Genomic DNA, 23,639 nt, shown 5'->3' with positions numbered 1-23,639 from the left:
TCATGAACGAACTCCACAGCATGACCCTGACCAATCCATTATGCGCACTGGCCAGCCTTGGCCAGTCGCCGTGGCTGGACTTCATCCAGCGTTCCTTTACCGAAAACGGCAGCCTGAAACGGCTGGTGGATCAGGACGGGCTGAAGGGCGTGACCTCCAATCCCGCCATCTTCCAGAAGGCCATCGGGCAGGGCAGTGAATATGACGCCCGCATCCGGCAGGTGCTGGCCGAACGGACAGTCGACGCGGCAGCCCTATATGAAATTCTGGCGGTGGAGGACATACAGGCCGCAGCCAGAGTGCTGTACCCCGTCTATGAAGCCAGCAGGCATATTGACGGGTATGTCAGCCTCGAGGTTTCGCCCCATCTGGCGCATGATGCCATCGGCACACTGGCCGAGGCACGGCATTTATGGAAACGGGTCGACGCGCCCAACCTCATGATCAAGATCCCCGGCACGCAGGAAGGGGGAGAGGCCGTGCGAACCGCGATCGCGGATGGCATGAATGTCAATGTGACGCTGCTGTTCTCGCTTGAGGCATACAAGAAGGTGCTGGATGCCTACATGGCCGGGCTGGAGGCGCGGCATGCGCAGGGTCTGCCGGTATCGGGCATCGCCTCGGTCGCGTCCTTTTTCGTCAGCCGCATTGATGCCCGTATCGATGCGGCAATCGACGCGCGGGTGGCGGCAGCGGATCCGGAAGCAGGGGCGCTGGAAAACCTGCGTGGCAAGGTCGCCATCGCCAATGCCAGGATGGCCTATCAATACTGGCGGGAGGTGACACAGAGTGCGCGATGGCGGAAGTTGGCGGCCCTTGGCGCGCAGCCCCAGCGCCTGCTCTGGGCCTCGACCGGCACGAAAGACCCTGCTTACAGCGATGTGCTGTATGTCGATGCGCTGATCGGGCCCGAGACGGTCAATACCATCCCACCGGCTACATTCGCAGCCTTTCGCGACCACGGCACGGTGGCCCCGACGCTGACACGGGATATGCCGGGCGCGGAACGGGTGCTGCATGAGGCGGACCGGCTGGGGCTTGATCTGGGCGGGGTGACGGAGGCCCTGCTGCATGAAGGGCTGGGCGCGTTTGAGGAAGCCTTTCATGTCCTGCGCGACAGTATATCCACGAAGATATCAAGCCTGAAGCCACATTGAAAAAAATAAAGGTTTTCGGGTGCCGCCTTTTGATCGAAAAAGGCGGCATTCTTCGAAGCTTTTTGAAAAAATCCTCACCAGAAGCTGCTTTTTACTGTAGCCCGGATCATCATGAGTGGGCATCCAGCCATTGGCTGATCGCGTCAACTACCCGGTCTTCAATCCCGTAATACCCATGCGGGGTGAGTGAACCACACGCCTTTTTCGATCGGGTGGTGCCGCCTGCAACCATCAGTACATGCACGTCCCGACTAGCCGTCATGGCGTCCGCAATCCGCTGGGCGGCCTGTGGCGGTGCGACGTTGCAGCGGTCATCACGGTTGGCGACGACAAGGACGGGCGCGCGTATTGCCTGCGGATCGGCGCTGAAAACTGTCTCCCTGCTGCCCCCCATGACGGAAACGGATTCCGTCAGCACCACACCGGCAATGCTGCCCGCTGGGGCATGTGCTGCGCCATTCACGGCTGCGATGCTGCCCTGGCTCGTGCCCAGCAGGAAAACAGGTTCCGGTCCCTGCTGGTGCGCAAGGGCGATGAGTTGCGCCACAACACGGGCATAGACCGGAGAACTGCGCTGGCCCCTGAGGTTGGCGCGGTCGATCGTATCGGGAATGAGAACGGCAAAACCCCGCCTGTTCCACAGGCCGCGCGTGCGCACGACAAAATTGTCGCCGTGTCGGATGTCTCCATTCTCTTCAAGGCCGACATCGCCAGCCCCGCCAGGCAGCATGACAATGATCCCCCGGGGGCGGTCGGGCGCGGTAGACAGCACACGGACTGTTTCTCTCCCATTCAGCGGCAGGTTGAAAAGACGGTCGTTCTGGCCCGGCTCGGCGGTGATGGCTGGCATTTTCTGCAGGGGGTGATCACGCGCGAAGGCCGCGGCGGGCAGGAGGGCGAGAAGCGACAGTGTCGCGATCATGTTTCGCGTGTATTTTCGCATCGGGGTTCCTTGGTGGCTTCTGGCCAGGTTACGGGCGGATGCCGTGAAAAATCTCCACAACCCAGTCAATGAAAAGGCGCACGCGCGGCGACATCTGCCGGTTATGCGGATATAGCAGTGCGACGGGGGAGGAGGTTGGTGGAAACGCCGCCAGGATTTCAACCAGTGTCCCGGCCCCGATGTCGTGCGCCGCGTGATAGCGCGGGATCTGGATGAGGCCCAACCCGGCCCGGGCAGCCGAAACATAGCTTTCCGCCGCATTGACGGCCATGTGGAGGGGCAGGGTCATATCACGCTGTTTTCCGTCAATGACGAACTCCAGCGGCAGGATACGGCCCCGCAGGCTGGACTGGAAACCGACCATGTAGTGGCCATCCGCCAGCGCGTCCGGGTGGGTCGGGACGCCATGCGCCGCCAGATAGGCCGGGGCAGCCAGGGTCACTTCCTCCAGCATGCCCAGTTGCCTTGCCACCATCCCGCTATCCTTGAGTTCACCCACCCGTAGCACGCAGTCCATGCCTTCGCGAACGGGATCGAACAGACGGTCGCCCTCGCTCATATGCAGTTCGATATCCGGATAGGTGGCAAAGAACGCGGGCAGGGCCGGGAGCAGGAAATGGCGCGCGAGCGTGCCATGCACATCGATCCGCAATGTGCCTTTTGGCCGGACAGTGCCGAATGCCGCCTCGGCATCTTCGATATCGGCCACGATATGCCGACAGCGGCGGTAATAGGTTTCGCCTTCCGGCGTCGGGCTGACCTGGCGGGTCGTGCGGTGCAGCAGGCGCACGCCAAGCCGCGCCTCCAGCCCCTTGATGACATCGGTCGCCGTCGAACGCGGCAGGTTCATGTCCTCTGCCGCCTGGGTAAAGCTTTCGCGTTCCACGATGCGCATGAACAGGCGCATGATATCCAGCCGGTCCATGAACTGTTCCCATTATCCGAATAGCCTGTCCGGATTATGCGGGATTATCGGGCGGCCGAAAAGGGGCAGGGTCATGTCCGAAGGCCTGAGTGGCCGCAGACAAAAGGAAAAGCAGACATGACACAGGGCAGAAAAGTCGCGATCGTCACGGGTTCGTCACGCGGGATTGGTGCCGCTATTGCCACGCGGCTGGCGAAGGACGGGCTGGCTGTTGTCGTCAATTACGCCGGCAATGCCGCGCAGGCGGAGGAACTCGTCGCCAAAATCCATCACGACGGTGGCGAAGCCATCCCGGTGAAAGCCGATGTGTCCGATCCGGCAGCCGTGGCCGCGCTGTTTGATGCGGCGGAAAAAGCCTTTGGCGGGGTCGATGTGCTGGTCAACAATGCCGGGATCATGACGCTGGGCCGGATTGCCGATGTGGATGATGCGGCCTTTACGCGCCAGGTGGATATCAATTTCCGCGGCACGTTCAACACGCTGCGCGAGGCGGGCAGGCGGCTGCGTAGGGATGGGCGGATCGTCAACCTCTCGACCAGCGTCGTGGGGCTGAAATTCGAGAATTATGGCGTCTATGCCGCCACAAAGGCGGCAGTCGAGACCCTGACGGCCATCATGGCCAAGGAACTGCGCGGCCGGAACACCACAGTCAACGCGGTCGCACCGGGACCGACCGGAACGGCGCTGTTCCTTGATGGCAAAAGCCCGGAACTGATTGAAAAACTGTCGAAGATGAACCCGCTGGAACGCCTGGGCACGCCAGACGACATTGCGGCGGCCGTGGCGTTCCTCGTAGGTCCCGATGGCGCGTGGATCAATGGCCAGACCCTGCGCGCCAATGGCGGCATAGTCTGAGGCGGTCATGGAAGGAAAAAGCAGCATGGGCAGGCAGGTTGTCCTGATTACCGGGGCATCGAGCGGGTTTGGCGCCATGACCGCACGCGCGCTCGCCACCGCGGGGCACTGCGTCTATGCCGGTATTCTGGACCCCACGGGCAGTGGGAAAGCGGCGGTGGCGGACGCGGCCCGGTTTGCCGGGGACTGGAATGTTGACCTGCGAACCGTCGCACTCGACGTGCTTCAGGATACGCAGGTCCGGGCGGCGATAGACAGGGTGATAGTGGAGCAGGGCCAGATCGACGTCGTGATCCATAACGCGGGTCATATGTGTTTTGGCCCGGCGGAAGCGTTCACGCCGGAGCAGCTGGCGGTGCTCTATGACGTCAATGTCCTGTCCACCCAACGCCTCAATCGCGCGGCCCTGCCGCATATGCGCAAAAGGGGGCAGGGGCTGGTCGTGTGGGTCTCGTCATCGAGCACGCGGGGCGGCACGCCGCCTTTCCTCGGCCCCTATTTCGCGGCAAAGGCGGCGATGGATGCGCTGGCCATTTCCTATGCTGGTGAACTGACCCGCTGGGGGATCGAGACGACCATCATCGTGCCGGGCGCCTTTACCAAGGGCACCAACCATTTCCGTGATGCCGGTGCCCCAGCCGATCAGGCCGTGGCGCTGGCCTATATGGATGGGCCGTACAAGGGCGTGGAGGAAAAGGCGCTTGCGGGGCTGGCGGCCCTCGAACCGACCGATGCCGACCCGCAGAGCGTGGCCCGGGCGATCGAAGCGGTTGTGGATGCACCGCGCGGCAGCCGCCCGTTCCGCGTACATGTCGATCCGGCACAGGATGGGGCGGAAATCGTCAACGGCGTGGCCGACAGGATGCGGGCAGAACTGCTACGGCGCATCGGTCTTGAGGATCTGCGGCATATCGTGGCACCCACACGACCGGCATCGCCCTGATCTTGCGTCAGGCGGTGTCTGAAGCCGCCTGTCTTTGCAGAGTAGGGCAGAAACAATAAATGTGCTCCGGGTGTCGTCCTTTATGGAAACGCGACACCCGGAAATTTTATGTCCGTTTATCGGGGTCAGGCATCCGTTGAACAGGATAGCGTCCGCCAGCGCTCGAATTCCGCCTGCAGGCGCGCCAGTTGATCGCCGACAAGCCGCACCGCGTCACGGCCCAGCAGCAGGTGCGCAGGCGGCGCCGCGACCTTCAGGATTTCCAGCATTGCGCGCGCGGCCCGTTGCGGATCACCCAGATGAGGCCCGTTATTTTCGGCACGGCGTTCGTGTAGCTGCTCAAAGACTGCGCGATAATCGGGAATATGACGTTCAGCCCTGACCATGGACCGTCCGGCCCAGTCGGTCCGGAACGCACCGGGTTCCACGGCTGTGACATGAATTCCCAAACCGGCCACCTCCTTGCCCAGGGCCTCGGTAATGCCTTCGAGGGCGAACTTGCTGCCATGGTAAAGGCCCAGCCCCGGCATGGTGATCATCCCGCCCATCGAGGTTACATTGAGGATATGACCGGCCTTGCGCGCGCGCATATGCGGCAGAACCGCCTGGATCATTGCGATGGCGCCAAAGACATTGACCTCGAACTGCCGTCGGATCTCGTCCAGCGATGCCTCCTCGATCGTGGCTTCCAGCCCGTAACCCGCATTGTTGACGAGCACATCGATCGGTCCCTGATCGGCTTCAATCCGGTCGACGGCGGGTTTGATGGCAGCATAATCCGTGACGTCGAGCACAATGCCGGTTAAGCGTGCCCCAAGCGCCTCGAATGTCTCCCGCGCCTTTTCGGTCCGGACGGTGCCTATGACATCATGACCATCAGCCAGAGCCTGCTCGGCCAGTGCGCGCCCCAGACCGCTGCTGACGCCGGTAATGAGAAAGCGGCGCGTTTGTGTTTGTGTCATATCTGGTTGTGTTTCCCTGTGTTTTAGGAAGGTTCCCGGTCGGATGAGGGATGGCCGCAGGCTCAGGCCGCATAGACCGCACGGCGCAGCGCCAGTGGAAATGGCCCGGTCATTCCCGCAACCGCCGTATTGGTCAGGGCCACGACACTCAGTTCGCGTACCGGATCGACCCAGAAGCCGGTGCCATACAGGCCCGACCAGTTCCATGAACCGGGTGAAAGCGGCAGTCCCGCCTTCGCCGGGTCTGTCAGGACCGCAACGCCCAGTCCCCAGCCAAAACCCGGACCCGCCGCCCCGACCGGCAGGTCGCCTATGGCATTGCCCGTCATGGCGGCGACGCTTTCAGGCTTCAGTATTCCGGCACCTCCCGTCCGGATGGTCTCGGCAAAGCGCAGATAATCGGCGGCCGTGCCCAGCATGCCGACACCCCCGGACGGCCACGCCGTTGGATCGAAGGCGCGGGAGGGTGAGTACACCACATGACCCGGCCCGAATTTCAGGCTGAACGGGTCTGTCATGCGCATGGTCCCCGCCGCTCCGCCATCGCCATACGGGGTGGCGATAGGCGTGCCTTGGGGCACCGAGAAGGTCATGGTGTTCAGGCCAAGCGGGCCGGTCACGAGCATCCTGACCGCCGCTGGCAGGTCCTGGCCGGTAACGCGTTCGATGACCCCGCCCAGCACATCAATGGCGAGCGAATAATGCCATGCCGTTCCGGGGGCAAAGAGCAGGGGAACCGATGCGATCCGGGCGATGTTTTCTGCCAGCGTGAGAGCGGAATGGTCCAACCCGTCCGATACGCCAGCGCGATGGCAGGGGCCGGTTTCAGGCTCCAGAAAGCCATAGCCCAGCCCAGCCGTGTGCGTCATGAGGTGCCGGATGGTGATGACGGGTCGCCTGCCATCCGGCAGGGCAGGGCGGAAATCGGGCAGCCAGCGTGTTACCGGCGCGTCCAGTGACAGTCTGCCCTGTTCCATCAGGACAAGGGCGGCAACGCAGACGACCGGCTTGGTCATTGAGGCCAGACGGAAGAGCGTGTCCGTCCGCATCGCGACGCCAGCCTCACGATCGGCCAAACCGACCGCGCGCTGATAAACGGTCCTGCCGCGTTCCGCGACCATTACGCTCGCCCCGACAATTGTGCCCGAGCGGACAGCGTGGTCCAGAACGCTGTCGAGCGCGCCTGCGCGCACACTGGCGGCAGATCCCCCCGCAGCCGAAGCGTGGGAGAGCGATGATGCCCACATGGCGGCTGGCAAAGCCGCACCAAGAATGCTGCGCCGCCCCGTAGCAGCGTGATGCCGTGCCTGTGTTCGCTGTCGCATGCCTTCGTCCCTGCTGTTTTGTGCAACTGTCAGGGCGCTATCGTAATTCCTGTCATTTCGGGACATAATCAGGCTGAAAATCAATTTAGTTTATACGGACAGTCATCAATCACATGCTCGACCGCATTACCGGCATGCAGCTTTTTTCCCGTGCCATGCAGATGGGCAGCATTTCGGCCGCTGGCCGGGCGTTGGGCCTGTCACCAGGCATGGCCAGCAGGCATCTGGATGCGCTGGAAAAGCGCCTGGGCGTGCGGCTGTGCCATCGCAGCACCCGCAGGCTCAGCCTGACCGAGGCGGGCCAGCATTATCTGGAACTGTGCCAGCGCCTCCTTCCCGAACTGGAGGAGGTCGAGGCGCATATTGCCTCACAGCGTATCGAGGCGTCCGGCGTCCTGCGCTTTAATGTCCCGCTGTCTTTCGGGGTGCGGTATATCGCACCGCTGATCCCGGCGTTTCACGCGCAGCATCCTGCGGTCACGGTCGATCTGGGGCTGAATGACAGGGTTGTGGACCTGACGGGGGAGGGGTGGGACTTGACCATCCGCATCGGCCGCCTCAGGGACAGCCGCCTTGTCACCCGCAGGCTGGCCACGTGCGAACTGCTGGTCTGCGCGGCCCCCGATTACCTGACAGGACGCGGGCGGCCCCGATCCTGGGCTGATCTGTCGGAACATGACTGTCTGGGGTTTTCACTCTCCGGCATCGCAAAGCCGGGAGAATGGCTTTACGGGCGGTCACGGGACAGGCGTGTTCCCGTGCGTGGCCCCCTATGCGCGAATAATGGCGATGCCCTGGTTGCCTGCGCCACCGCTGGCCTCGGGATCATTTATGAGCCGGACTTCATCGTGGCCGATGCCGTCCGGGCAGGCAGGCTGGAGGTTCTTACGCTCGACGCACCACCCGCCGCACTGGGCGATATTCACCTGTTATATGCCCCGGACCGGACGCCGCCCGCCAAGGTGCGCGCCATGATCGACTTTCTGGTGCGCGCGTTCGATGGTACGGCCCCGTGGACCATACAGGGGATTTAGCCATACGGGCTTGCGGCCTTATGTGAATGCGCCCTGTTCCGCCTCCACCTGCTGGATGATCTCCGTCACGAAATCCATGAACGCGCGCGCCCGCGCACTGGTCAGGCGCCCGGCAGGCAGCAGCGCCCACAGATCGACCGCCGGGAGCGTCCAGTCCCGCAGGCATCGCACGACTGCCTGCGTGCGCAGTTCGGTCAGGAACATCCAGTCCGAGGAAACCGTCAGCCCCAGATCCGCGAGCACGGCCGCCCGCACGCCTTCCGCCGCACTCAGGCGCAGGCGTGAGCAGAGTGTGACATCAATGCTTTTCTCCCCCCGGCGAAAGGTCTGCCTGAGTGTGCCGCCACGTGTGTACAGAATGGCCTGATGATGCATCAGGTCTTTCGGGGATATCAGGGCCGGCCCCCGGGCGAGGTAGCCTGGCGTGGCGATGACGGACCGCCGCCCGCGCGCCAGACGCCGCGCGACCACGGTACTCTCATTCAGTGGCCCCACGCGAAGGGCCACGTCGATTCCTTCCGCCACGAGATCGACGCGCCGGTCATCGAGTTCGATATCCACCTCAAGGCGCGGATGAGCCGACAGGAACCGCCCGAGCCTGGGAATGATCTGCAGGCGGCCAAATGTCGTGGGGGCCGCCACGCGCAACCGGCCGCTCAGATCGGCAAGACTGTTCCGCGCCAGCGCATCGGCTTCATTCGCATCCGCGATGACGCGGGCAACCCGTTCGAAATAGCGCTGGCCGGTATCGGTCGGTGTCAGGCCGTGGGTCGAGCGCAGGAGAAGCTGGGTGCCCAACTGCTGCTCAAGCCCTGCCACGATCTTGGACACCGCCGGCTGGCCCATCCCCATCTGGCGGCCGGCGGCGGTAAAGGAGCCGGTTTCGACAACGCGCACGAACACGGTCATGGCCTGAAGGCGGTCCATGGTTATTCCCTTATGGAATGAACATTAGGTCAATACTGGGTCTGCCAGCGCAGGACCGGCATGTCTATCGTTCATTTCAGGGCAGGGAACTGCCCATACAGTCCGTAAAACGAAAGACCGTTTCATGACCGATCTGCTTTTCACCCCGAAATTCGTCGGCTCCATGCTGCTGAAGCACCGCGTTGTCATGGCCCCGCTGACCCGCATGCGCTCAAGCCCAGGCAACCTGCCCAACGACCTGATGCTGACATACTATACCCAGCGCGCGACCCCCGGCGGGCTTCTGATCTCCGAGGCCTCGCCCGTTGCCCTGTCCGGTTACGGCTTCGAGCGGGCTGCTGGTATTTATGACGATGCGCAGATCGCGGGCTGGAAGCGCATTACCGATGGCGTGCATGCCAAAGGCGGCCGCATGATCCAGCAGTTGTGGCATGTGGGGCGTCAGTCGGCCCGTATTCTCCAGCCCGGCGGTGGCGCACCGCTTGCGCCCTCGGCCATCCGGGCGGATGGCATGGCATGGACCCTGCAGGGTACCGTGCCCTTCGATATGCCCCGCGCCCTTGAGCGCGACGAGATTCCGCTGCTGGTGGCAGCCTATCGCGCGGCGGCGGAACGTGCCCTGAAGGCCGGGTTCGACGGTGTGGAAATCCACGGCGCGAACGGCTACCTGCCCGACCAGTTCCTGCAGGATGGTGCAAACCGGCGGACGGATGATTATGGCGGCCTGATCGTGAATCGCGCCCGTTTCCTGCGTGAGGTGACGCAGGCGGCCATGGAGGTCTGGGGGCCTGCGCGCGTGGGCGTCAGGCTGTCTCCCAGCGGTTCGTACGGGTCGATGTCCGACAGCAACCGTCACGCGACCTTTGGCTATGTGGCAAGCATGCTGGAGGAGATGGGGGCGGGCTACCTGCATATCGTCCAGCCCCGCCTCGGTCTGGATGCCGAGGACAACCCCGTGGATGCCGCCGCACTCCGTCCCCTGTTTTCGCGCACGATCATTGCCGCTGGCGGGTTTGCGCATGACAGTGCGGACCGGTTGCTGGCGTCGGGGAATGCGGGCCTGATTGCCTTCGGGCGCTCATTTATCGCCAATCCGGACCTGGTGGCGCGTCTGCGGCATGGCTGGCCACTCAATGCCTATGATCGCATGACATTTTATGGCGGTGATGCGCATGGCTATACCGATTACCCTTTCCACGATGTCCCGGTGAAGGAAATGCAGGCATGACAGGTCAGATCATCGCAACAACGGCGGACGATACCTGTCCGGCGTTTGATCCGGGGGCGTTCTGGAGCGTGTTCGGGCATGAAACGGTCCGGACAGGCGGGACCGATCTCCATTATGTGGCGGGCGGCGACGGTCCACCCGTCCTGCTGGTGCCGGGATGGCCGCAGAGTTGGTACGCATGGCGGCATGTCATGGACCTGCTCCGTCAGGCCGGGCGGCGGGTCATTGCGCTTGACCCGCGAGGCATGGGCGATTCAGGCCGTCCCGCCAGCGGGTATGATCTCCAGACGGTTGCTGCCGATATTCACGGCCTGGTACAGGCGCTGGGCCTTGCGGCGGAAGGTCCCCTTGATGTGGTGGGGCATGATGTCGGAAGCTGGATCAGCTACGCCTATGCGGCGGACTGGCCACAGGATGTCGGACGGCTTGCGGTTCTTGATGCGGCCCTGCCCGGCATCACGCAGGTTCCGGCCGTTGATGTCCTGCCGGATGCGGTCAACCTGAAAACGTGGCATTTCGCCTTCAACCGCCTTGATGACCTGCCGGAAATCCTGCTGCAGGGGCGTGAGCGCGAATTCCTGACATGGCTGTTCAGGGTCAAGGCAACCCGCCCATGGACCATCACGCCAACGGATCTTGAGGAATATGTCCGGGTCAACGCGGCGCCGGGAGCAACACGGGCGGCGCTTTCCTATTACCGGCATGTCTTCAGCCCTGATGGCCTGAATGCAAATCGCCGCCGCGCCGCGCATCCGCTGTCCATTCCGGTGCTGGCACTCGGTGCGGATAACGGGGCGGGGAGCGTCCTGTATGAAACCATGAAGTCCGTTGCGACGGACGTGCGGGGCGGCGTGTTTGAAAATTGCGGTCACTACATGCCCGAGGAGGCGCCGCGCCGGGTTGTGAGCGACCTTTTACAGTTCTGGGCGGAACGCGGAGCATAATACGGCGCACGCATGAGATGGCGATGGTGGACGCAGGATACGGCCACAAACCAGTCATGGCGTTTCGATCTGGCGTGCCTGCAATTCCTTCACAACGTTGATAAAGGCCCGTAACGCGGGCGGAACCAGCCGGTGGCCGGGATAATAGAGGGCATAACCGGGGAAGGCAGGCGACCAGTCATCCAGAATGATCGCAAGCCGTCCCTTTTCAAGGGCTTCCCGGGCCGTCTCTTCGGAGACAAAGGCAATACCCTGCCCCGCGCTGGCCGCATCGACCATCAGGTCCATATCGTCCAGCGTCAGGGCGCCGGAGACATCCATGACATGATCCTGGCCGTAACGCGCGAACTCCCAGCGATAGAGCCGCCCGCCGGGCAGGCGAAAGCGGATACAGGCGTGGTGGAGCAGGTCATCGGGGGTTCGCGGGATACCGTGCGTGGCAAGATAAGCAGGCGAGGCAACGGCGACAAAGCGCCCATCAGCGCCAAACCGCACGGCGATCATATCCTGGGGCACGGCTTCCACCAGACGGATGCCAGCGTCAAAACCTTCAGCCACAATGTCGATGAACCGGCCATTGGTCACGAGGTCAATATGAACATCGGGGTAGCGGTCGACGAAGAAGGGCACGATGTCCCCCAGCAGGGCGCGGGCGGCCTGTCTGGAGGCATTGATCCGCAATGTGCCTGAAGGTCGTGCCTTCAGCATGCCGACAGTGGCGAGGGTCTGCTCGAGACCGGAAAGAATGGGGGCCAGTTGCACAACAAGCTGCGTGCCAGCCTCGGTCGGGGCGACACTGCGCGTTGTCCTGTTAAACAGGCGTAGCCCCAAGCGTTCTTCAAGGGCACGGATCATATGGCTGAGCGTTGATGGCGAAAGGGCGAGTTCATCCGCCGCGATGCGGAAGCTCTGATGCCTTGCAACAGCAAGGAAGGCCGTCAGTTCCGGCAGGCTGGGCGTTTTATTCATGGTGTTTTTTTAATAGTTCATGCGCATTTCCATGCATAGACCCAGCTATCTGGATGCGACAGATTTCCTGCCAGTGGGCTTAACGCACCGGGCTGTGCAGATCGGGAAGGGATTTTGATGTCCAGAAACTGGCTTATTACCGGAACGTCCTCGGGGTTCGGCCGCATCATGATCGAACGTCTTCTGGAGCGCGGAGACACCGTTGTCGCGACATTGCGCCAGCCTGACAGGCTCCACGGTCTTCGGTCCCGGTATCCGGAGCGTCTGCATCTGGCTGCGCTAGATGTTACCGATACGCAGCAGGTCCGTCAGGTCGTGGACCAGGCCTTCGCACGGCTTGGCCGGATTGACGTGATCGTCAGCAATGCCGGCTACGGGTTGTTCGGTGCGGTGGAGGAGGTCTCGAGCGCCCAGATCCGGCAGCAACTTGATACAAACGTCATCGGATCAATCGAGCTTGTCCGGGCGGTATTGCCGCATCTGCGCGCACAGGGTGGGGGGCGCATCCTCCAGCTTTCATCGATGGGCGGACAGGTCGCGTTTCCGGGGCTCGGTCTTTATCACGCCAGCAAATGGGCAATCGAGGGATTCTTCGAAAGCCTTGTGCAGGAAGTCGCCCCGTTCGGGATCGAGGTGACGCTGATCGAACCGGGGGCAGCCAGAACGCAGTTCGGCCGGAGCAGCATGGTCATGGCCGCGCCACTTGCGGCCTATCAGGTGGCCCCGTTCAGCGCACGCCGCGCGGTTCTGGCCCAGGATTCCTACACGCCCATCGGCGATCCGGAAAAAATGGTCCGTGAGATGATCGCCAGTGTGGATGTCTCCCCCGCGCCCCGGCGCCTGGCCCTTGACAGTGATGCCTACCGGCTGTTGCATGAGGCGTTGACAGGACGGATTGCGCAACTCGAGGCGCAGAAAGACATCGCCCTCTCGACGGACGCCAGCCCGTGAAGGGCGGGCGCGACCGCCACATTTCAACCCTTTAATCAAATACCATAAAGGATAGGTTTCATGAGCAATTCCCTTCAGGGCAAGGTCGTGGCCATTACCGGGGCCAGCAGCGGGATTGGCGAGGCCACGGCCCGGCGGCTGGCGCATTCCGGCGCTTTCGTCGTGCTTGGGGCACGCCGGATGGACCGGCTTTCCGCCATCGTGGCGGATATCGAGCGCGCGGGCGGCAGGGCCATTGCGCTTGAGCTGGACGTTCAGCAACAGGGGCAGGTTCAGGCGTTTGTTGACGGGGCTGTCAGGGAATTCGGCCGTCTGGATGTTCTCGTCAACAATGCGGGTGTCATGCTGGTCGCCCCCCTGAGTGACCTGAAGGTCGATCAGTGGAACCAGATGATCGACGTCAACATCAAGGGCGTGCTGTACGGCATTGCCGCGGCACTGCCGGTCATGCAGGCGCATGGCGCGGGTCATGTCATTACTGTCTCATCGGTGGCCGGGCACAAGGTTGGGCCGGGTTTTGCCGTCTATTGCGGCACCAAGTTCGCCGTGCGCGCGATTTCCGAGGGGTTCCGCCAGGAAGCCGGGCCGAACATCCGCAGCACGGTCATCTCCCCGGGTGCGGTCGCGACCGAACTGCCCACCCATATCAGCGCAGGCTCCGCGAAAGACGCGGTAGAGGCCATGTATGCCACGGCGGAGATCAGCGCCGACGCGGTTGCTGGGGCCATCGTGTATGCGATCTCCCAGACGCCGGATGTCGATGTTAACGAGATTATTATCCGGCCGACAGCACAGACATTCTAAAGGCAATGATGGGCTGCGTCGGCATGTTGCAGCAGGGAGAACGGAATTGGTTTACAAAGCACTTGTCGCGGGCGCGAACGGCATTATTGGCAAGGCCCTGCTGGAGGAACTGGCCCGCGCACCCGGCTGGGAAGCCCGTGGCCTGTCGCGCAGCCATGGCGATATCCGCGCGGACCTGACCGATGCCGCGCAGACGCACGGGGCGCTGGAAGCAGCGGCGGACTGCACGCACCTGTTCTATGCCGCCTATGGCCCCGGTGGCGGGCTGGCCGGGGAGGATACGCGCAATGCGGCCATGCTGCGCAACCTGCTTAATGGATTGCAGCACGCTGGCGCACCGTTGCAACGGGTTGTCCTGTATCAGGGTGCCAAGGTGTATGGCGTGCATCTTGGCCCGGTTTCCACGCCGTTTTATGAAGATGAAAACCCGCGCCCGATCGGCCCGAATTTCTATTTTACGCAGCAGCGTGAATTGCAGGAACGCCATGAAGCCGGTGGCCCCGAATGGACCATTCTCCGTCCCGACGTGGTCGTGGGCGATGCCGGAGGCAATGCGATGAATATCGCAACCGTCATCGGTGCCTATGCCGCCATCTGTGCGGCTGACGGGGCCGCGTTCCGTTTTCCCGGCTCCTGTAAAACGTATGACAGGTGCCTGGCGCAGGTCACGGATGCCCACGCTTTGGCCCGTGCCAGCCTGTGGGCGGCAACGTCCGGCACGGCAGCCGGTCAGGCTTTCAATTACGTGCACGCGCCCTTCCGCTGGCGCCGGATATGGGAAGGTGTGGCGCGGCATTTCGGCCTGACCACAGGCGAGCCGATCCCGTTCTCGCTGGCCGGGCATATGCCCGCGCTCGCCCCGGTCTGGGATGCGATTGCAAGGGATCTGGTGCAGCCCGATTTCGCCAAAGCCGTTGGCTGGGGGTTTGGTGATTTCGTGTTCGGCACGGAGGCTGATGTCATCTCCGACATGACCAAGATCCGGCTGGCCGGATACGCGCAGGATGTCGATCCGCTCGCGGTGCTGATCAGCGCGATCGAACGCCAGCAGCAGAACGGCGTGATCCCGCGCATCGGCAGGGACGGACCGCGTTCACGCTGACATAGGATGATATGCGGCTGAACCCCGCCCGAGCAGGCGGGGCGACCGGGTCCGGCCCGCAGGGAGCCAGAACCCGGCCTGTTACAGTGGCGTGGCTCTATTGTGCCGCCTGTGGCAGGGCGAAGACCACCAACTCGTCCGTCACCGGCGTCATCATGAAGTGATGGCCGCCCGCCATGATCGCCACATACTGCCGTCCGTTGACCTCATATGTCATCGGGTTGGCCTGTCCGCCGCCGGGCAGTACATGGGACCACAGGACCTTGCCGGTGCGTTCGTCAATCGCGCGGATCAGGTTGTCCGTCGCAGCACCGATGAACACCAGCCCGCCCGCCGTAACCACCGCGCCGCCATTGTTGGGCGTGCCGATCTCCCACGGCAGGCCGGTCGGCAGGCCCCACGGCCCGTTGGCGCGCGCCGTGCCCAGCGGGTGCTGCCACAGCACTTTCTGGCCGTGCTTCATGTCAATCGCGGTAATCATGCCATAGGGCGGTTTGTGGCACAGCATGCGCGTGAACGGGTCCCAGAACGGGGCGATGGTGATGGCGTAGGGCGTGCCCTCCATCGGGCCATTGCCTTCCGCTGCCCCCGCGCCGGGGTGGTAATGCGGGTCGTCGATCGGCATGAGGTTCAGCGCATCTGCCTTGTTGCGGGTGATCAACTGGGCATACATCGGTGATGCATTCCAGTTCGCGATCAGGATGCCGGTCTGCGGGTCATAGGCCATCGATCCCCAGTCGCTGCCCCCGTTATTGCCGGGATACATGATCCACGGCCTGTCCAGGCTGGGGGGCGTGAACTCACCCATGTAATGGGCACGACGGAACTTGATGCGGCAGTAAAGCTGGTCGATGGGGGACATACCCCACATGTCCTTCTCCCGTAGGTCCGGCATATGCAGCGATGGCATGCCGACCGACCACGGCTGGGTGGACGCGCGGGTGTCGCCTGCCACGTCACCAGCGGGGGCGGGGCGTTCTTCCACCGGCAGGATCGACTGCCCGGTGCGGCGGTCCAGCACGAAGGTCTGCCCCCGCTTGGTCGGCACGATGATGGCGGGCACCGTCTGGCCGTCGGTACCCGGCATGTCCATTATGGTGACCTGTGATCCCATGTCGTAATCCCAGACATCCTTGTGTACCGTCTGGAACACCCAGCGCGGGCTGCCGGTCTTGACGTCGAGCGCCACGATGGAGGTGGAGACCGCATTTTCGGCAGCACTGCGATAGCCGCTGAAATAGTCCCCCGCCGAATTGCCCGTGGGCACGTAAACCAGACCCAGCGCATCGTCCCCGGTCATGGCGGCCCAGGAATTGGGGGTGCCGCGGCTGTAATGCCGGTTACCCGTGGGCTGGTCGTGGTCATCGGGGCGTTTGACGTCCCACGCCCAGACAAAGCGGCCGCTTTCGGCATCATAACCGCGCACCACGCCCGAGGGCGCCCAGCGGCGCTGCCCGTCAAGCACCTGATGATTGACCACGACCACGCCGTTCACCACGGTGGGTGGTACCGTCATGGCGACAAAACCGGGAACGGACTCGCCCATGCCCTGCATCAGGTTGACCTGCCCGCCATGGCCGAAGCCGGGGCAGAATTCCCCCGTGGCGGCATCCACCGCCACCAGCCGCATGTCCAGCGTGCCCTCGAGTATCCGGTTGTGGCAGGGCTGGCCCTGCGGCACCTGCGACGATGTGAAATACGTCACCCCCTTGCACGCGGCGGTATAGGGAATGGCCTCGTATTTTTCGCCAAGGTTGCGCCGCCAGATTTCCTTTCCCGTGGCGGGGTCCAGCTTCATGATGTCGTTCTGCGCCGAGCACATGTACAGCCCGTCGCCCACCTTGATCGGCGTGGTTTCCGCCGCCCATTTGTTCGTCTGCCCTGGCCGGGGATAGCTGCCGGTGTGGTAGGTAAAGGCAACCTGAAGGTGTGAGACATTCTCCGGCGTGATCTGGGCCAGAGGTGAATAACGGGTCTGCGCGTCATCCCGCCCATAGGTGGCCCAGTCGCCCGGTGCCGGGTCCGCACCCGCCTGTGGCAGCATGATGGGCAGGCTGTCGGCGGCAACACTCCCAATATCGGGCAGGTTCGCTGCGTTTACCCCTGGCGCCTGCGGGGCATAGGGGGAGGGACCGGCAAAATAGCCGGGATCGGCCGGAGCCTGTTCCGCCGGTTCATCGGCCCGGCCCGGCCCCGGAATGGATGCGCCCGGTGGCCCGCCAGACCCTGCGGCGGCAAACTGTGCGTGTGATGATACCGGCAGGCACAGCCATGCGGCCCCCATGCCGATGGCGAGGAAACGATACCAGCGCATCAGCATGTGCCCCCGATGGCGCGACGTGCGGCCATCCGCCGCAGGACAGGAATGGAGAAAAGGACAGGCAGGGCGAGCAGGGTCGGGCCAAAGGCGCGGGGCAGGAGGTCAATCGGGCTGAACCCGATCTCCCACACGGACCAGACCCATGTATAGGCGAGGGCCACAAGATAAAGGAGCGCCCCCTGCAGGCGCCCCATCAACATGCACAGTCCGCTGGCAAGCAGGACAAGGCCACAAAGCAGATAGTAAAGGGAACCACCCAGCAGCGCCAGTTCGGCCCCGCCAGCGACAAACACCAGACCAACAAGAAAAATGACTATGCCCAACAGCAGCACGAGCCATTCCACAAGGGGCTTTCCCCCATATTCACGCAACATGGATTGATGCCTTTTACATCATATGAATGAATATTTCCGTTACGCGTCCATATTCAAAGCATGTGTTTTAGTTAGAAATATCGAAGAGATATATTTATTTCATATGCTTTACATTAAACGAAGCATGCCCGCGCGCCAGTTTTTTACAAAACCCGACCCGCCGGTTTGCTTTCATTCAAGGCGAGGGGATATACGCTCCACGTTTTCCTGTCGCGTGGAAATATGAGCCGGGCGTTCAACAATGTTGAAATTTGTCAGAATTTTATGCGCAATCGCGCTGGGGTTCCATCATATATCCGGTTGATGTAGGGTACCAAATTACGGCGGATAGATATTTCGGTAAAACCAACATTGTTATACGCCATGTCCATAATATATGAGACATAGACAAAATTATTAAGTTGTATGAGTATAATATACTCGATAATTAATTTTATGAGCGAATAAATCAAAAACTTTTATTATAAGATTTAATGCTTACTACATCGGTAGGCATCTTGCTATCTGGTAGGTTTCATACAGATACTCACAAATACAATTTTCCAGCAAAAGCCGGCTGCTACGGCTACGACCAATTGGTCAGGCACAATGCGATGTTCAGGCCTTGATTACCGTTTTGCTTAACGGGAAACAGAAACGATGAGGAAGACTGGTGCATGACACCTGCTGGGCGCTTCTACTAGCCAAGGGTTGAATCGCGGATCTTAGACGTGATGCTCTGGACCATTTGGCATGGTAGTTACCTGAAGCGAAATTTGTCCTGTCGTTTTCGACCGTCGCATTAGAGTGTCGGGCCTGGCAAACAGAAGACGGAAATGCAGTTCAGAGGAGCGAGCGTGGTAGGATATCTGACAAAGACAATCACGTTGCTGTAGAACACTCCTCGCGACTTCGCAGCGGAACCTTTATATGCCATAGACACAATGAGCGAATGCGTCGCATTTGAGAGTATGAGCATGAAGAAGATCCACCGTGACAACAGACCGGATTGAACGCGTCGCACGCCTCAACCGCAACAGGCTAGTTTGTGCCGTAGCCGCCTGCCTGATGGCCTACGTGATAGCCCGCCTGCTGGTGCGTGACATCGCGCCCATGCCAGATGCGACGGATCTGATCCATATCGGCCAGATGATTGCGGTATTCTGCCTGCCGGTCATGATCGTGGTGGCCTTCGGAGTGTGGCGGCGACACGCGGGGCTGATCGGTGTGGGAACATGTGGCTGCATCGCCGCCGGGATATGGGTGCTGGTGGCCTGATGCGTGAAACCCTGCGGACCCGTCTGGGCTGGCTGCATGGCTGGCTTGGCTATGTGGCCGGGCTGGTGCTGACCTGCATTTTTGCAACCGGCAGCGTCGCGGTTTTCAATATGGAACTCACGCGTTGGATGCAGCCTGAAGTGCTTCGGGCGATGCCGGCGCCACCCACGGCCACGGCACTTGATGCCGCTGCCCGGATGGTTGCACTCGAGAAGGCGCAGGGGGTGCTGGCCTTTGTGGCGTTGCCTGGTTGCCGATCGCCTACGCTGGATGTGCTGCATTATAATGGCCACGAGTTTGTAGGCGCGCGGCTTGACCCAACCACCGGTGCGCTCATCCCCGCGCGGGCAACAGCAGGAGGTGGCCTGTTCTACAACCTTCATCATACGCTTTACCTCAACGCGCAGATGGGTACCGTCATTGTCAGCATTGCAGGGATTGCCCTTCTGGTTGCCATTGTGTCGGGCGTTGTCATCCATATCCATGCGCTTGTGCCCGATATCGTCATGCTACGCCTATCGGTGGCCAGGCTACGGGCGTGGCTTGATGCACACCTGCTGGCGGGCGTACTGTTCCTGCCATTCATGGTCATGATGGCCTATACAGGCGTGCTGGTGAAGGCCGACATGACCCTTCCCGGTCCCCCCTTCCACTCCATGCCGCTTCGTACGTCGTCGCCCCCCCGTGCGCCGATGCAGGCTCTGACATATCCGCCACTTGCGCCGCTGCTGGCCCAGGCGCGTGCCAGCCTACCGGGGCAGGAACCCGGTTTCATCCTGTTCGCGCCAAATGGCGTGCATATCTTTGCAGGCGATGCCAGCAGCGCGTTTCTGACCCGTGACCACGCCGATTTCCGCATGCCCGATGGGCGCGCCCTGCCGGTCAACACTGCGGCATCCCCCGTTGCCCGCACCATGCAATTGATGCGTGGGTTGCATTATGCCCGTTTTGCCCCGCCGGGATTGCGGTGGCTGTATTTCCTGTCCGGCCTGTGCGCAACCACCGTCATGGCCAGCGGGCTGGTCCTGTTCGTGATGAAGCGCCGCCGCCATGCGGGCCACAGGCAAGCGCACCGGCTGGCTGATGGGCTGAACATTGCGGTTATTGTCGGGCTACCTGTCGCCATGCTGGCCCTGCTATGGGGTAACCGGCTTGTTCCGGTCCGACTGAACGGGCGCGAAAGCTGGGAAACCGGGATTTTTTTTACTGTCTGGGGGCTATGCGCGCTGCATGCGCTCTTTCATGCGCTGCGTGGGCAGGCTTCATGGGCATGGCGGGCGCAACTTGGCTTGGCTGGCCTGCTTGGTGGAAGCCTGACGATCCTTGATTTGCTCTGTTGTCCTGCAGCCTTCCAAGCTCTGCCAGGGCTGCACATGGCAGTGGATGGCATGGCGCTATTGGCCGGGGTCACCGCGATTTATGCCCGTGGCAGGCTGGAGCGGCCGTAGGCATGACCGTTGTGTCTCTCCTCGTGCTTTGGGTCATAGCCTTCATGTGTCATGCGGCGTTGTGGCCTGCACGGTACGGGCTGCCTGTCCTCCCGTCGGCCGCTCAGAGCATGATGGGTGTAACGCGGTTCATCTTGCCCGTTCTAGCCCTGGGACTGGCGGTGGAAGGGCAGGGGAGCGTCATGGGGGTGCTTTTATGGTTTGCCGCCCTATCGTTTGGTGGCCTCATGGCTGCCAGCCTGCTTGTCCTGCGCGGGACCATCATGCGCGAGATCAGAGGCGAAAATTAAACGCAGACTTCCAACTAACGCATGGTACGCTCTACGGTGCTCTGGCAGATCACGCAATGCGATCTATTGAACAGTTCGGGTAGTGGACGATGCAACCGGTTCTGCGACCGGACGCGGGCGCTTTCGTCAGATTATTACGGGCATCGTGCCACGTCCAGACGTGCTGGCCGAAAATAGCCCCGAATTATGGCTGCAAAAGACGAAGGGTAAAGTTCCAACATTATCCCGCACGTAGATGGAAAAGGATGATCTCGGACGGCCTGCCCATGCCGGGCGTCGACCGGTCGGTAACGCCAGCAATGACCAGTCTTGCCCCTCCCCTTATGATGACCGCATGCCGGTTCAGCAGCATGTGAAAACCCAGTTCCGACAGGTGATGCATCCAGTTGGCATAATCAAAGCAATACTCATGCGTATGTAATACCAAAGGACGTAGCCACTGACTCGTGTGTGAAGTGACGAACGGCGCCGGCTTCTGGCCCTGGCGGCGATCCATGACGGGGCGAGCCGGACGGATGCGGCCCGCGTAGGCGGCATGGACCGCCAGACGCTGCGGGACTGGGTCCACCGCTTCAATGCTGAAGGGCCGGATGGCCTGCGCGATTATCAGCATCCGGGACCAGCCTGCCGTTTGAACGGGGCACAGCAGGCCGAACTGAAGGCGCTGGTCGAGGCCGGGCCCGATCGGCAGCGTGACGGTGTGGTGCGCTGGCGCCGGATTGATCTGCAACGCATGATCAAGGAGCGCTTCGGTGTCATCTACCACGAACGGCATGTTTCCACTTTGCTGAAACGTCTTGGTTTTTCCCATGTCAGCGCCCGGCCGCGTCATCCGGGGCAGGATCCTGCCGTCATGGAAGCGTTCAAAAAAACTTCCCCCGCATCCTGAATGCCCATATCGGCCATCTGCCGAAGGGAAAGCCGATCGAAATCTGGTTTCAGGACGAAGCCCGCATCGGCCAGAAGAACGGCATCGTCCGCCAATGGGCCCGGCGCGGCACGCGACCACGCCAACCGGCTGATCAGCGCTACGAGAATGCCTGGCTGTTCGGGGCGATCTGCCCGGCGCGCGGCAAGGCTGCCGGCCTGGTGCTGCCATTCGTCGGCACCGCCAGCATGCAACTTCATATCGAGGAGATCTCACGCTACGTCGCCCGCGGTGCCCATGCCGTCGTGCTGCTCGATCGCGCAGGGTGGCATACCACCAGTAAACTGAAGCTCCCCCGCAATGTCAGCCTGATCTTCCTGCCGTCCCGTGCTCCCGAACTGAACCCGGTCGAGAATATCTGGCAGTTCCTGTGCGCCAACTGGCTGGCCAATACCGTCTTCGACGGCATCGAGCACATCATCGACGCTGCCTGTTCCGCTTGGAATAATCTTGCCGCCTTGCCTGACACCATTCGATCCATCGGCCTTAGAAAGTGGGCTTACAAGGTCAGTGCCCATAACCGTTGGTATAACCCGGCAAGCGGTGCAACGTCGGCACGGCGCATGGCCACCGAACCGTCAATGAAATCGCCCGTCACGACAATCATATCGGCACCGGTCGCGTTGGTGCGCTCGACAACTGTCCTTGCCCATCTGGCGGGAAACAGCCGGCTGATATGCATGTTGGTCAGGCGAGGGGTGGCCTTCAGGATGTCAACAGACGCCGTGCCCAACTGGGCTGTCCTCGCTTCGGTTTTGCTGTCCGGGAGACGCAGTTCCGCTTCATTGACGGAAAATGGAAGGGCGTGATCCTTTATCATCTGCTTCAGGGAACCCGGCGCTTTAACGAACTGCGCAAACGCCTACCCTATATCACCCAGCGTATGCTCACAGCGCAGCTTCGTGAACTGGAGCATGACGGGTTTGTCCTGCGGACGGTTTATCCTCAGGTCCCGCCAAAGGTGGAACACAGCTTGACCGGACGCGGATGGACCCTGGAGCCGGTGATCATGGCCCTCAAGAAATGGGGAGATGAAAATACACCGTTCAGATATGAAGCCTGTAAAGCCCCGTAGGGACGTATTCCGCTTCTGGCTGATTTTAATTCAATGGACGATTGTTATTGACGGCCGTTTTACTCATAGGAACTGTGACGGTATTTGCCAATTTCGATGCAATGCCAGATATTCTGAAGACAGCGGGGGCGGCGATCATTATTCTATTCGGCCGCAGAAAACGCCTGATATTCGTCAATGGCGCGCAGGGTTTCATAGAGCCCGGCTGCAACGCCTTTCCCGTCCACGATCTCATCTGCCAGTTCGTCCAGAACGCCAGCAAATGCTTCATCAGTTGCGAGACCAAAAACATTCATGCGTTCGCTTTTTCTGCGTTCGATCTCGCTGTTTGCTGTTCCCGAGGGAAATACGGTGGCAAGCATCCGCAGGGCCCGGGCAAAGTGGATCCGTTTGTAAAGGCGCGAACGGAGCGCCGTGTCTCCAGGCGTCGTCGAAAAAGACCAGAGTTCGATTGGCCCCAGGACGTTCACCAGAAGCTGTTCATACTTTGCTTCTCCGGCCGACATGTCCACGAAGAACGGCGCACCATTCTTTCCCGGACCCGGCAGTGCGTTGCGGATCACATAGGCGCTGGCATCGGACAGCTTAAAGCGTCGGATAAGGCTGTCTGCCGTCTCCTGATCACCGCATTTGAGGACCCATCGGGCGGTTGATATCTTGTAAAGGTCCTCGCTGAAATCGGTATGGTTCTGTGAAATGAAGGCGAGTTGGACGTTGTGCTTGCGCCCCTCGCGGCCGTCGCGGACAGCCTGCTTGTCTACCTGGGGCGCTGGTTCGGTACGGTGCCACTCGTCGAAGTCGACACGTTTCGTCGTTTCGTACATCTCCGTGAAACCTTGCAGTTACCCACAAATCTGCTGTTCTTGAATTTTGTGCTT

Annotated in this window: 22 protein-coding genes and 2 pseudogenes; 14 read left to right on the top strand and 10 right to left on the bottom strand. The window is 61.6% G+C overall.

From position 1 onward, the window contains the following. Positions 1-2 precede the first annotated feature (2 nt). The gene (gene tal, locus GEU01_RS09580) at positions 3-1,157 is read left to right on the top strand and encodes a transaldolase (RefSeq protein WP_026018628.1); all 1,155 of its coding nucleotides are present in this window, start codon (positions 3-5) and stop codon (positions 1,155-1,157) included. A 109-nt stretch (positions 1,158-1,266) separates the two neighbouring features. Here the strand turns inward: tal and GEU01_RS09575 are convergent, their stop codons facing one another. Continuing rightward, positions 1,267-2,100, bottom strand: coding sequence for an alpha/beta hydrolase (locus GEU01_RS09575; protein ID WP_232272478.1), 834 nt, complete (start codon positions 2,098-2,100; stop codon positions 1,267-1,269). A gap of 28 nt (positions 2,101-2,128) precedes the next feature. After that, positions 2,129-3,025 carry a LysR family transcriptional regulator gene (locus tag GEU01_RS09570; protein ID WP_019085909.1) on the bottom strand — a complete coding sequence of 299 codons (897 nt, stop codon included), beginning with the start codon at positions 3,023-3,025 and terminating at the stop codon, positions 2,129-2,131. Between the two features lie 117 nt (positions 3,026-3,142). On the opposite strand from GEU01_RS09570, the gene GEU01_RS09565 reads away from it, so the two are divergent. Together GEU01_RS09565 and GEU01_RS09560 are read left to right on the top strand one after the other, a co-directional pair. Next, positions 3,143-3,880 carry an SDR family oxidoreductase gene (locus GEU01_RS09565; protein ID WP_019085908.1) on the top strand — a complete coding sequence of 246 codons (738 nt, stop codon included), beginning with the start codon at positions 3,143-3,145 and terminating at the stop codon, positions 3,878-3,880. 25 nt (positions 3,881-3,905) lie between these two features. Further along, positions 3,906-4,823 carry an SDR family NAD(P)-dependent oxidoreductase gene (locus GEU01_RS09560; RefSeq protein WP_019085907.1) on the top strand — a complete coding sequence of 306 codons (918 nt, stop codon included), beginning with the start codon at positions 3,906-3,908 and terminating at the stop codon, positions 4,821-4,823. A 125-nt stretch (positions 4,824-4,948) separates the two neighbouring features. Here GEU01_RS09560 and GEU01_RS09555 read toward each other — a convergent pair whose 3' ends face one another. Then, a complete protein-coding gene (locus GEU01_RS09555) occupies positions 4,949-5,785 on the bottom strand; it encodes an oxidoreductase (RefSeq protein WP_019085906.1) in 837 nt (278 codons plus the stop codon). 62 nt (positions 5,786-5,847) lie between these two features. After that, positions 5,848-7,110: a serine hydrolase domain-containing protein gene (locus tag GEU01_RS09550; RefSeq protein WP_306309960.1), complete on the bottom strand. Its 1,263-nt coding sequence runs from the start codon at positions 7,108-7,110 to the stop codon at positions 5,848-5,850. A gap of 113 nt (positions 7,111-7,223) precedes the next feature. On the opposite strand from GEU01_RS09550, the gene GEU01_RS09545 reads away from it, so the two are divergent. Then, positions 7,224-8,144, top strand: coding sequence for a LysR family transcriptional regulator (locus tag GEU01_RS09545; protein ID WP_019085904.1), 921 nt, complete (start codon positions 7,224-7,226; stop codon positions 8,142-8,144). 18 nt (positions 8,145-8,162) lie between these two features. On the opposite strand, the gene GEU01_RS09540 is transcribed toward GEU01_RS09545, so the two are convergent. After that, the gene (locus GEU01_RS09540; protein ID WP_019085903.1) at positions 8,163-9,071 is read right to left on the bottom strand and encodes a LysR family transcriptional regulator; all 909 of its coding nucleotides are present in this window, start codon (positions 9,069-9,071) and stop codon (positions 8,163-8,165) included. 124 nt (positions 9,072-9,195) lie between these two features. On the opposite strand from GEU01_RS09540, the gene GEU01_RS09535 reads away from it, so the two are divergent. Then, entirely contained in the window at positions 9,196-10,299 is a 1,104-nt protein-coding gene (locus tag GEU01_RS09535) for an alkene reductase (RefSeq protein ID WP_019085902.1), read from the top strand. Then, positions 10,296-11,243 (top strand): alpha/beta fold hydrolase, encoded by a 948-nt coding sequence (locus GEU01_RS09530; protein ID WP_019085901.1) that lies wholly within the window; start codon positions 10,296-10,298, stop codon positions 11,241-11,243. Before GEU01_RS09535 ends, GEU01_RS09530 begins: the two co-directional genes overlap by 4 nt. Before the next feature lie 54 nt (positions 11,244-11,297). Here GEU01_RS09530 and GEU01_RS09525 read toward each other — a convergent pair whose 3' ends face one another. Next, positions 11,298-12,212 carry a LysR family transcriptional regulator gene (locus GEU01_RS09525; protein WP_019085900.1) on the bottom strand — a complete coding sequence of 305 codons (915 nt, stop codon included), beginning with the start codon at positions 12,210-12,212 and terminating at the stop codon, positions 11,298-11,300. 117 nt (positions 12,213-12,329) lie between these two features. On the opposite strand from GEU01_RS09525, the gene GEU01_RS09520 reads away from it, so the two are divergent. From GEU01_RS09520 to GEU01_RS09510, 3 genes are read left to right on the top strand one after another with little or no spacing between them, the layout of a single operon-like run. Next, on the top strand, positions 12,330-13,163 hold the full coding sequence (locus tag GEU01_RS09520) for an SDR family oxidoreductase (RefSeq protein ID WP_042710825.1): 834 nt from the start codon (positions 12,330-12,332) through the stop codon (positions 13,161-13,163). 60 nt (positions 13,164-13,223) lie between these two features. Then, positions 13,224-13,967 carry an SDR family oxidoreductase gene (locus GEU01_RS09515; protein WP_019085898.1) on the top strand — a complete coding sequence of 248 codons (744 nt, stop codon included), beginning with the start codon at positions 13,224-13,226 and terminating at the stop codon, positions 13,965-13,967. Positions 13,968-14,013: 46 nt separating this feature from the next. Further along, positions 14,014-15,069: an NAD-dependent epimerase/dehydratase family protein gene (locus GEU01_RS09510; RefSeq protein WP_019085897.1), complete on the top strand. Its 1,056-nt coding sequence runs from the start codon at positions 14,014-14,016 to the stop codon at positions 15,067-15,069. Positions 15,070-15,166: 97 nt separating this feature from the next. On the opposite strand, the gene GEU01_RS09505 is transcribed toward GEU01_RS09510, so the two are convergent. Continuing rightward, positions 15,167-17,389 carry a pyrroloquinoline quinone-dependent dehydrogenase gene (locus GEU01_RS09505; protein WP_019085896.1) on the bottom strand — a complete coding sequence of 741 codons (2,223 nt, stop codon included), beginning with the start codon at positions 17,387-17,389 and terminating at the stop codon, positions 15,167-15,169. Beyond that, positions 17,383-17,763, bottom strand: coding sequence for a hypothetical protein (locus tag GEU01_RS09500; RefSeq protein ID WP_019085895.1), 381 nt, complete (start codon positions 17,761-17,763; stop codon positions 17,383-17,385). The genes GEU01_RS09505 and GEU01_RS09500 overlap by 7 nt, the downstream gene beginning before the upstream one ends. Before the next feature lie 972 nt (positions 17,764-18,735). On the opposite strand from GEU01_RS09500, the gene GEU01_RS09495 reads away from it, so the two are divergent. The 4 genes and pseudogenes from GEU01_RS09495 to GEU01_RS24260 form a co-directional block, all read left to right on the top strand. Then, the gene (locus tag GEU01_RS09495; RefSeq protein ID WP_157212835.1) at positions 18,736-19,020 is read left to right on the top strand and encodes a hypothetical protein; all 285 of its coding nucleotides are present in this window, start codon (positions 18,736-18,738) and stop codon (positions 19,018-19,020) included. Continuing rightward, positions 19,020-20,468 carry a PepSY-associated TM helix domain-containing protein gene (locus GEU01_RS09490; RefSeq protein WP_026018623.1) on the top strand — a complete coding sequence of 483 codons (1,449 nt, stop codon included), beginning with the start codon at positions 19,020-19,022 and terminating at the stop codon, positions 20,466-20,468. The genes GEU01_RS09495 and GEU01_RS09490 overlap by 1 nt, the downstream gene beginning before the upstream one ends. Before the next feature lie 2 nt (positions 20,469-20,470). Beyond that, positions 20,471-20,758 (top strand): hypothetical protein, encoded by a 288-nt coding sequence (locus tag GEU01_RS09485; RefSeq protein WP_019085892.1) that lies wholly within the window; start codon positions 20,471-20,473, stop codon positions 20,756-20,758. Positions 20,759-21,224: 466 nt separating this feature from the next. Further along, a pseudogene (locus tag GEU01_RS24260) lies at positions 21,225-22,189 on the top strand (IS630 family transposase); the annotation flags it as partial. A 23-nt stretch (positions 22,190-22,212) separates the two neighbouring features. Here the strand turns inward: GEU01_RS24260 and GEU01_RS26795 are convergent. Further along, positions 22,213-22,380 (bottom strand): annotated as a pseudogene (locus GEU01_RS26795) (metallophosphoesterase); the annotation flags it as partial. Between GEU01_RS26795 and GEU01_RS09460 the strand changes: the two are divergent. Next, positions 22,363-22,761, top strand: a complete 399-nt coding sequence (locus GEU01_RS09460) for a winged helix-turn-helix transcriptional regulator (RefSeq protein WP_081499949.1) — start codon at positions 22,363-22,365, stop codon at positions 22,759-22,761. The pseudogene GEU01_RS26795 and the gene GEU01_RS09460 overlap by 18 nt on opposite strands. 143 nt (positions 22,762-22,904) lie before the next feature. On the opposite strand, the gene GEU01_RS09455 is transcribed toward GEU01_RS09460, so the two are convergent. Then, on the bottom strand, positions 22,905-23,585 hold the full coding sequence (locus tag GEU01_RS09455) for a hypothetical protein (protein WP_019085888.1): 681 nt from the start codon (positions 23,583-23,585) through the stop codon (positions 22,905-22,907). Positions 23,586-23,639 lie beyond the last annotated feature (54 nt).

It is taken from the genome of Komagataeibacter europaeus LMG 18890, from assembly GCF_000285295.1.
Taxonomy (GTDB): Bacteria; Pseudomonadota; Alphaproteobacteria; order Acetobacterales; family Acetobacteraceae; genus Komagataeibacter; species Komagataeibacter europaeus.
Note: the sequence above shows the minus strand (reverse complement) of the source record. Positions and strands in the feature narration are given on the sequence as shown.

Excerpts from the sequence above, each read along its gene's own strand:
- GEU01_RS09485 (WP_019085892.1), top strand. The coding sequence starts at position 20,471 with ATGACCGTTGTGTCTCTCCTCGTGCTTTGGGTCATAGCCTTCATGTGT.
- GEU01_RS09560 (WP_019085907.1), top strand. The coding sequence starts at position 3,906 with ATGGGCAGGCAGGTTGTCCTGATTACCGGGGCATCGAGCGGGTTTGGC.
- GEU01_RS09540 (WP_019085903.1), bottom strand. The coding sequence starts at position 9,071 with ATGGACCGCCTTCAGGCCATGACCGTGTTCGTGCGCGTTGTCGAAACC.
- GEU01_RS09490 (WP_026018623.1), top strand. The coding sequence starts at position 19,020 with ATGCGTGAAACCCTGCGGACCCGTCTGGGCTGGCTGCATGGCTGGCTT.
- GEU01_RS09555 (WP_019085906.1), bottom strand. The coding sequence starts at position 5,785 with ATGACACAAACACAAACGCGCCGCTTTCTCATTACCGGCGTCAGCAGC.
- GEU01_RS09535 (WP_019085902.1), top strand. The coding sequence starts at position 9,196 with ATGACCGATCTGCTTTTCACCCCGAAATTCGTCGGCTCCATGCTGCTG.
- GEU01_RS09500 (WP_019085895.1), bottom strand. The coding sequence starts at position 17,763 with ATGTTGCGTGAATATGGGGGAAAGCCCCTTGTGGAATGGCTCGTGCTG.
- GEU01_RS09575 (WP_232272478.1), bottom strand. The coding sequence starts at position 2,100 with ATGCGAAAATACACGCGAAACATGATCGCGACACTGTCGCTTCTCGCC.
- tal (WP_026018628.1), top strand. The coding sequence starts at position 3 with ATGAACGAACTCCACAGCATGACCCTGACCAATCCATTATGCGCACTG.
- GEU01_RS09550 (WP_306309960.1), bottom strand. The coding sequence starts at position 7,110 with ATGCGACAGCGAACACAGGCACGGCATCACGCTGCTACGGGGCGGCGC.
- GEU01_RS09545 (WP_019085904.1), top strand. The coding sequence starts at position 7,224 with ATGCTCGACCGCATTACCGGCATGCAGCTTTTTTCCCGTGCCATGCAG.
- GEU01_RS09460 (WP_081499949.1), top strand. The coding sequence starts at position 22,363 with ATGCATGTTGGTCAGGCGAGGGGTGGCCTTCAGGATGTCAACAGACGC.
- GEU01_RS09525 (WP_019085900.1), bottom strand. The coding sequence starts at position 12,212 with ATGAATAAAACGCCCAGCCTGCCGGAACTGACGGCCTTCCTTGCTGTT.
- GEU01_RS09520 (WP_042710825.1), top strand. The coding sequence starts at position 12,330 with ATGTCCAGAAACTGGCTTATTACCGGAACGTCCTCGGGGTTCGGCCGC.
- GEU01_RS09565 (WP_019085908.1), top strand. The coding sequence starts at position 3,143 with ATGACACAGGGCAGAAAAGTCGCGATCGTCACGGGTTCGTCACGCGGG.
- GEU01_RS09505 (WP_019085896.1), bottom strand. The coding sequence starts at position 17,389 with ATGCTGATGCGCTGGTATCGTTTCCTCGCCATCGGCATGGGGGCCGCA.
- GEU01_RS09530 (WP_019085901.1), top strand. The coding sequence starts at position 10,296 with ATGACAGGTCAGATCATCGCAACAACGGCGGACGATACCTGTCCGGCG.
- GEU01_RS09515 (WP_019085898.1), top strand. The coding sequence starts at position 13,224 with ATGAGCAATTCCCTTCAGGGCAAGGTCGTGGCCATTACCGGGGCCAGC.
- GEU01_RS09570 (WP_019085909.1), bottom strand. The coding sequence starts at position 3,025 with ATGGACCGGCTGGATATCATGCGCCTGTTCATGCGCATCGTGGAACGC.
- GEU01_RS09455 (WP_019085888.1), bottom strand. The coding sequence starts at position 23,585 with ATGTACGAAACGACGAAACGTGTCGACTTCGACGAGTGGCACCGTACC.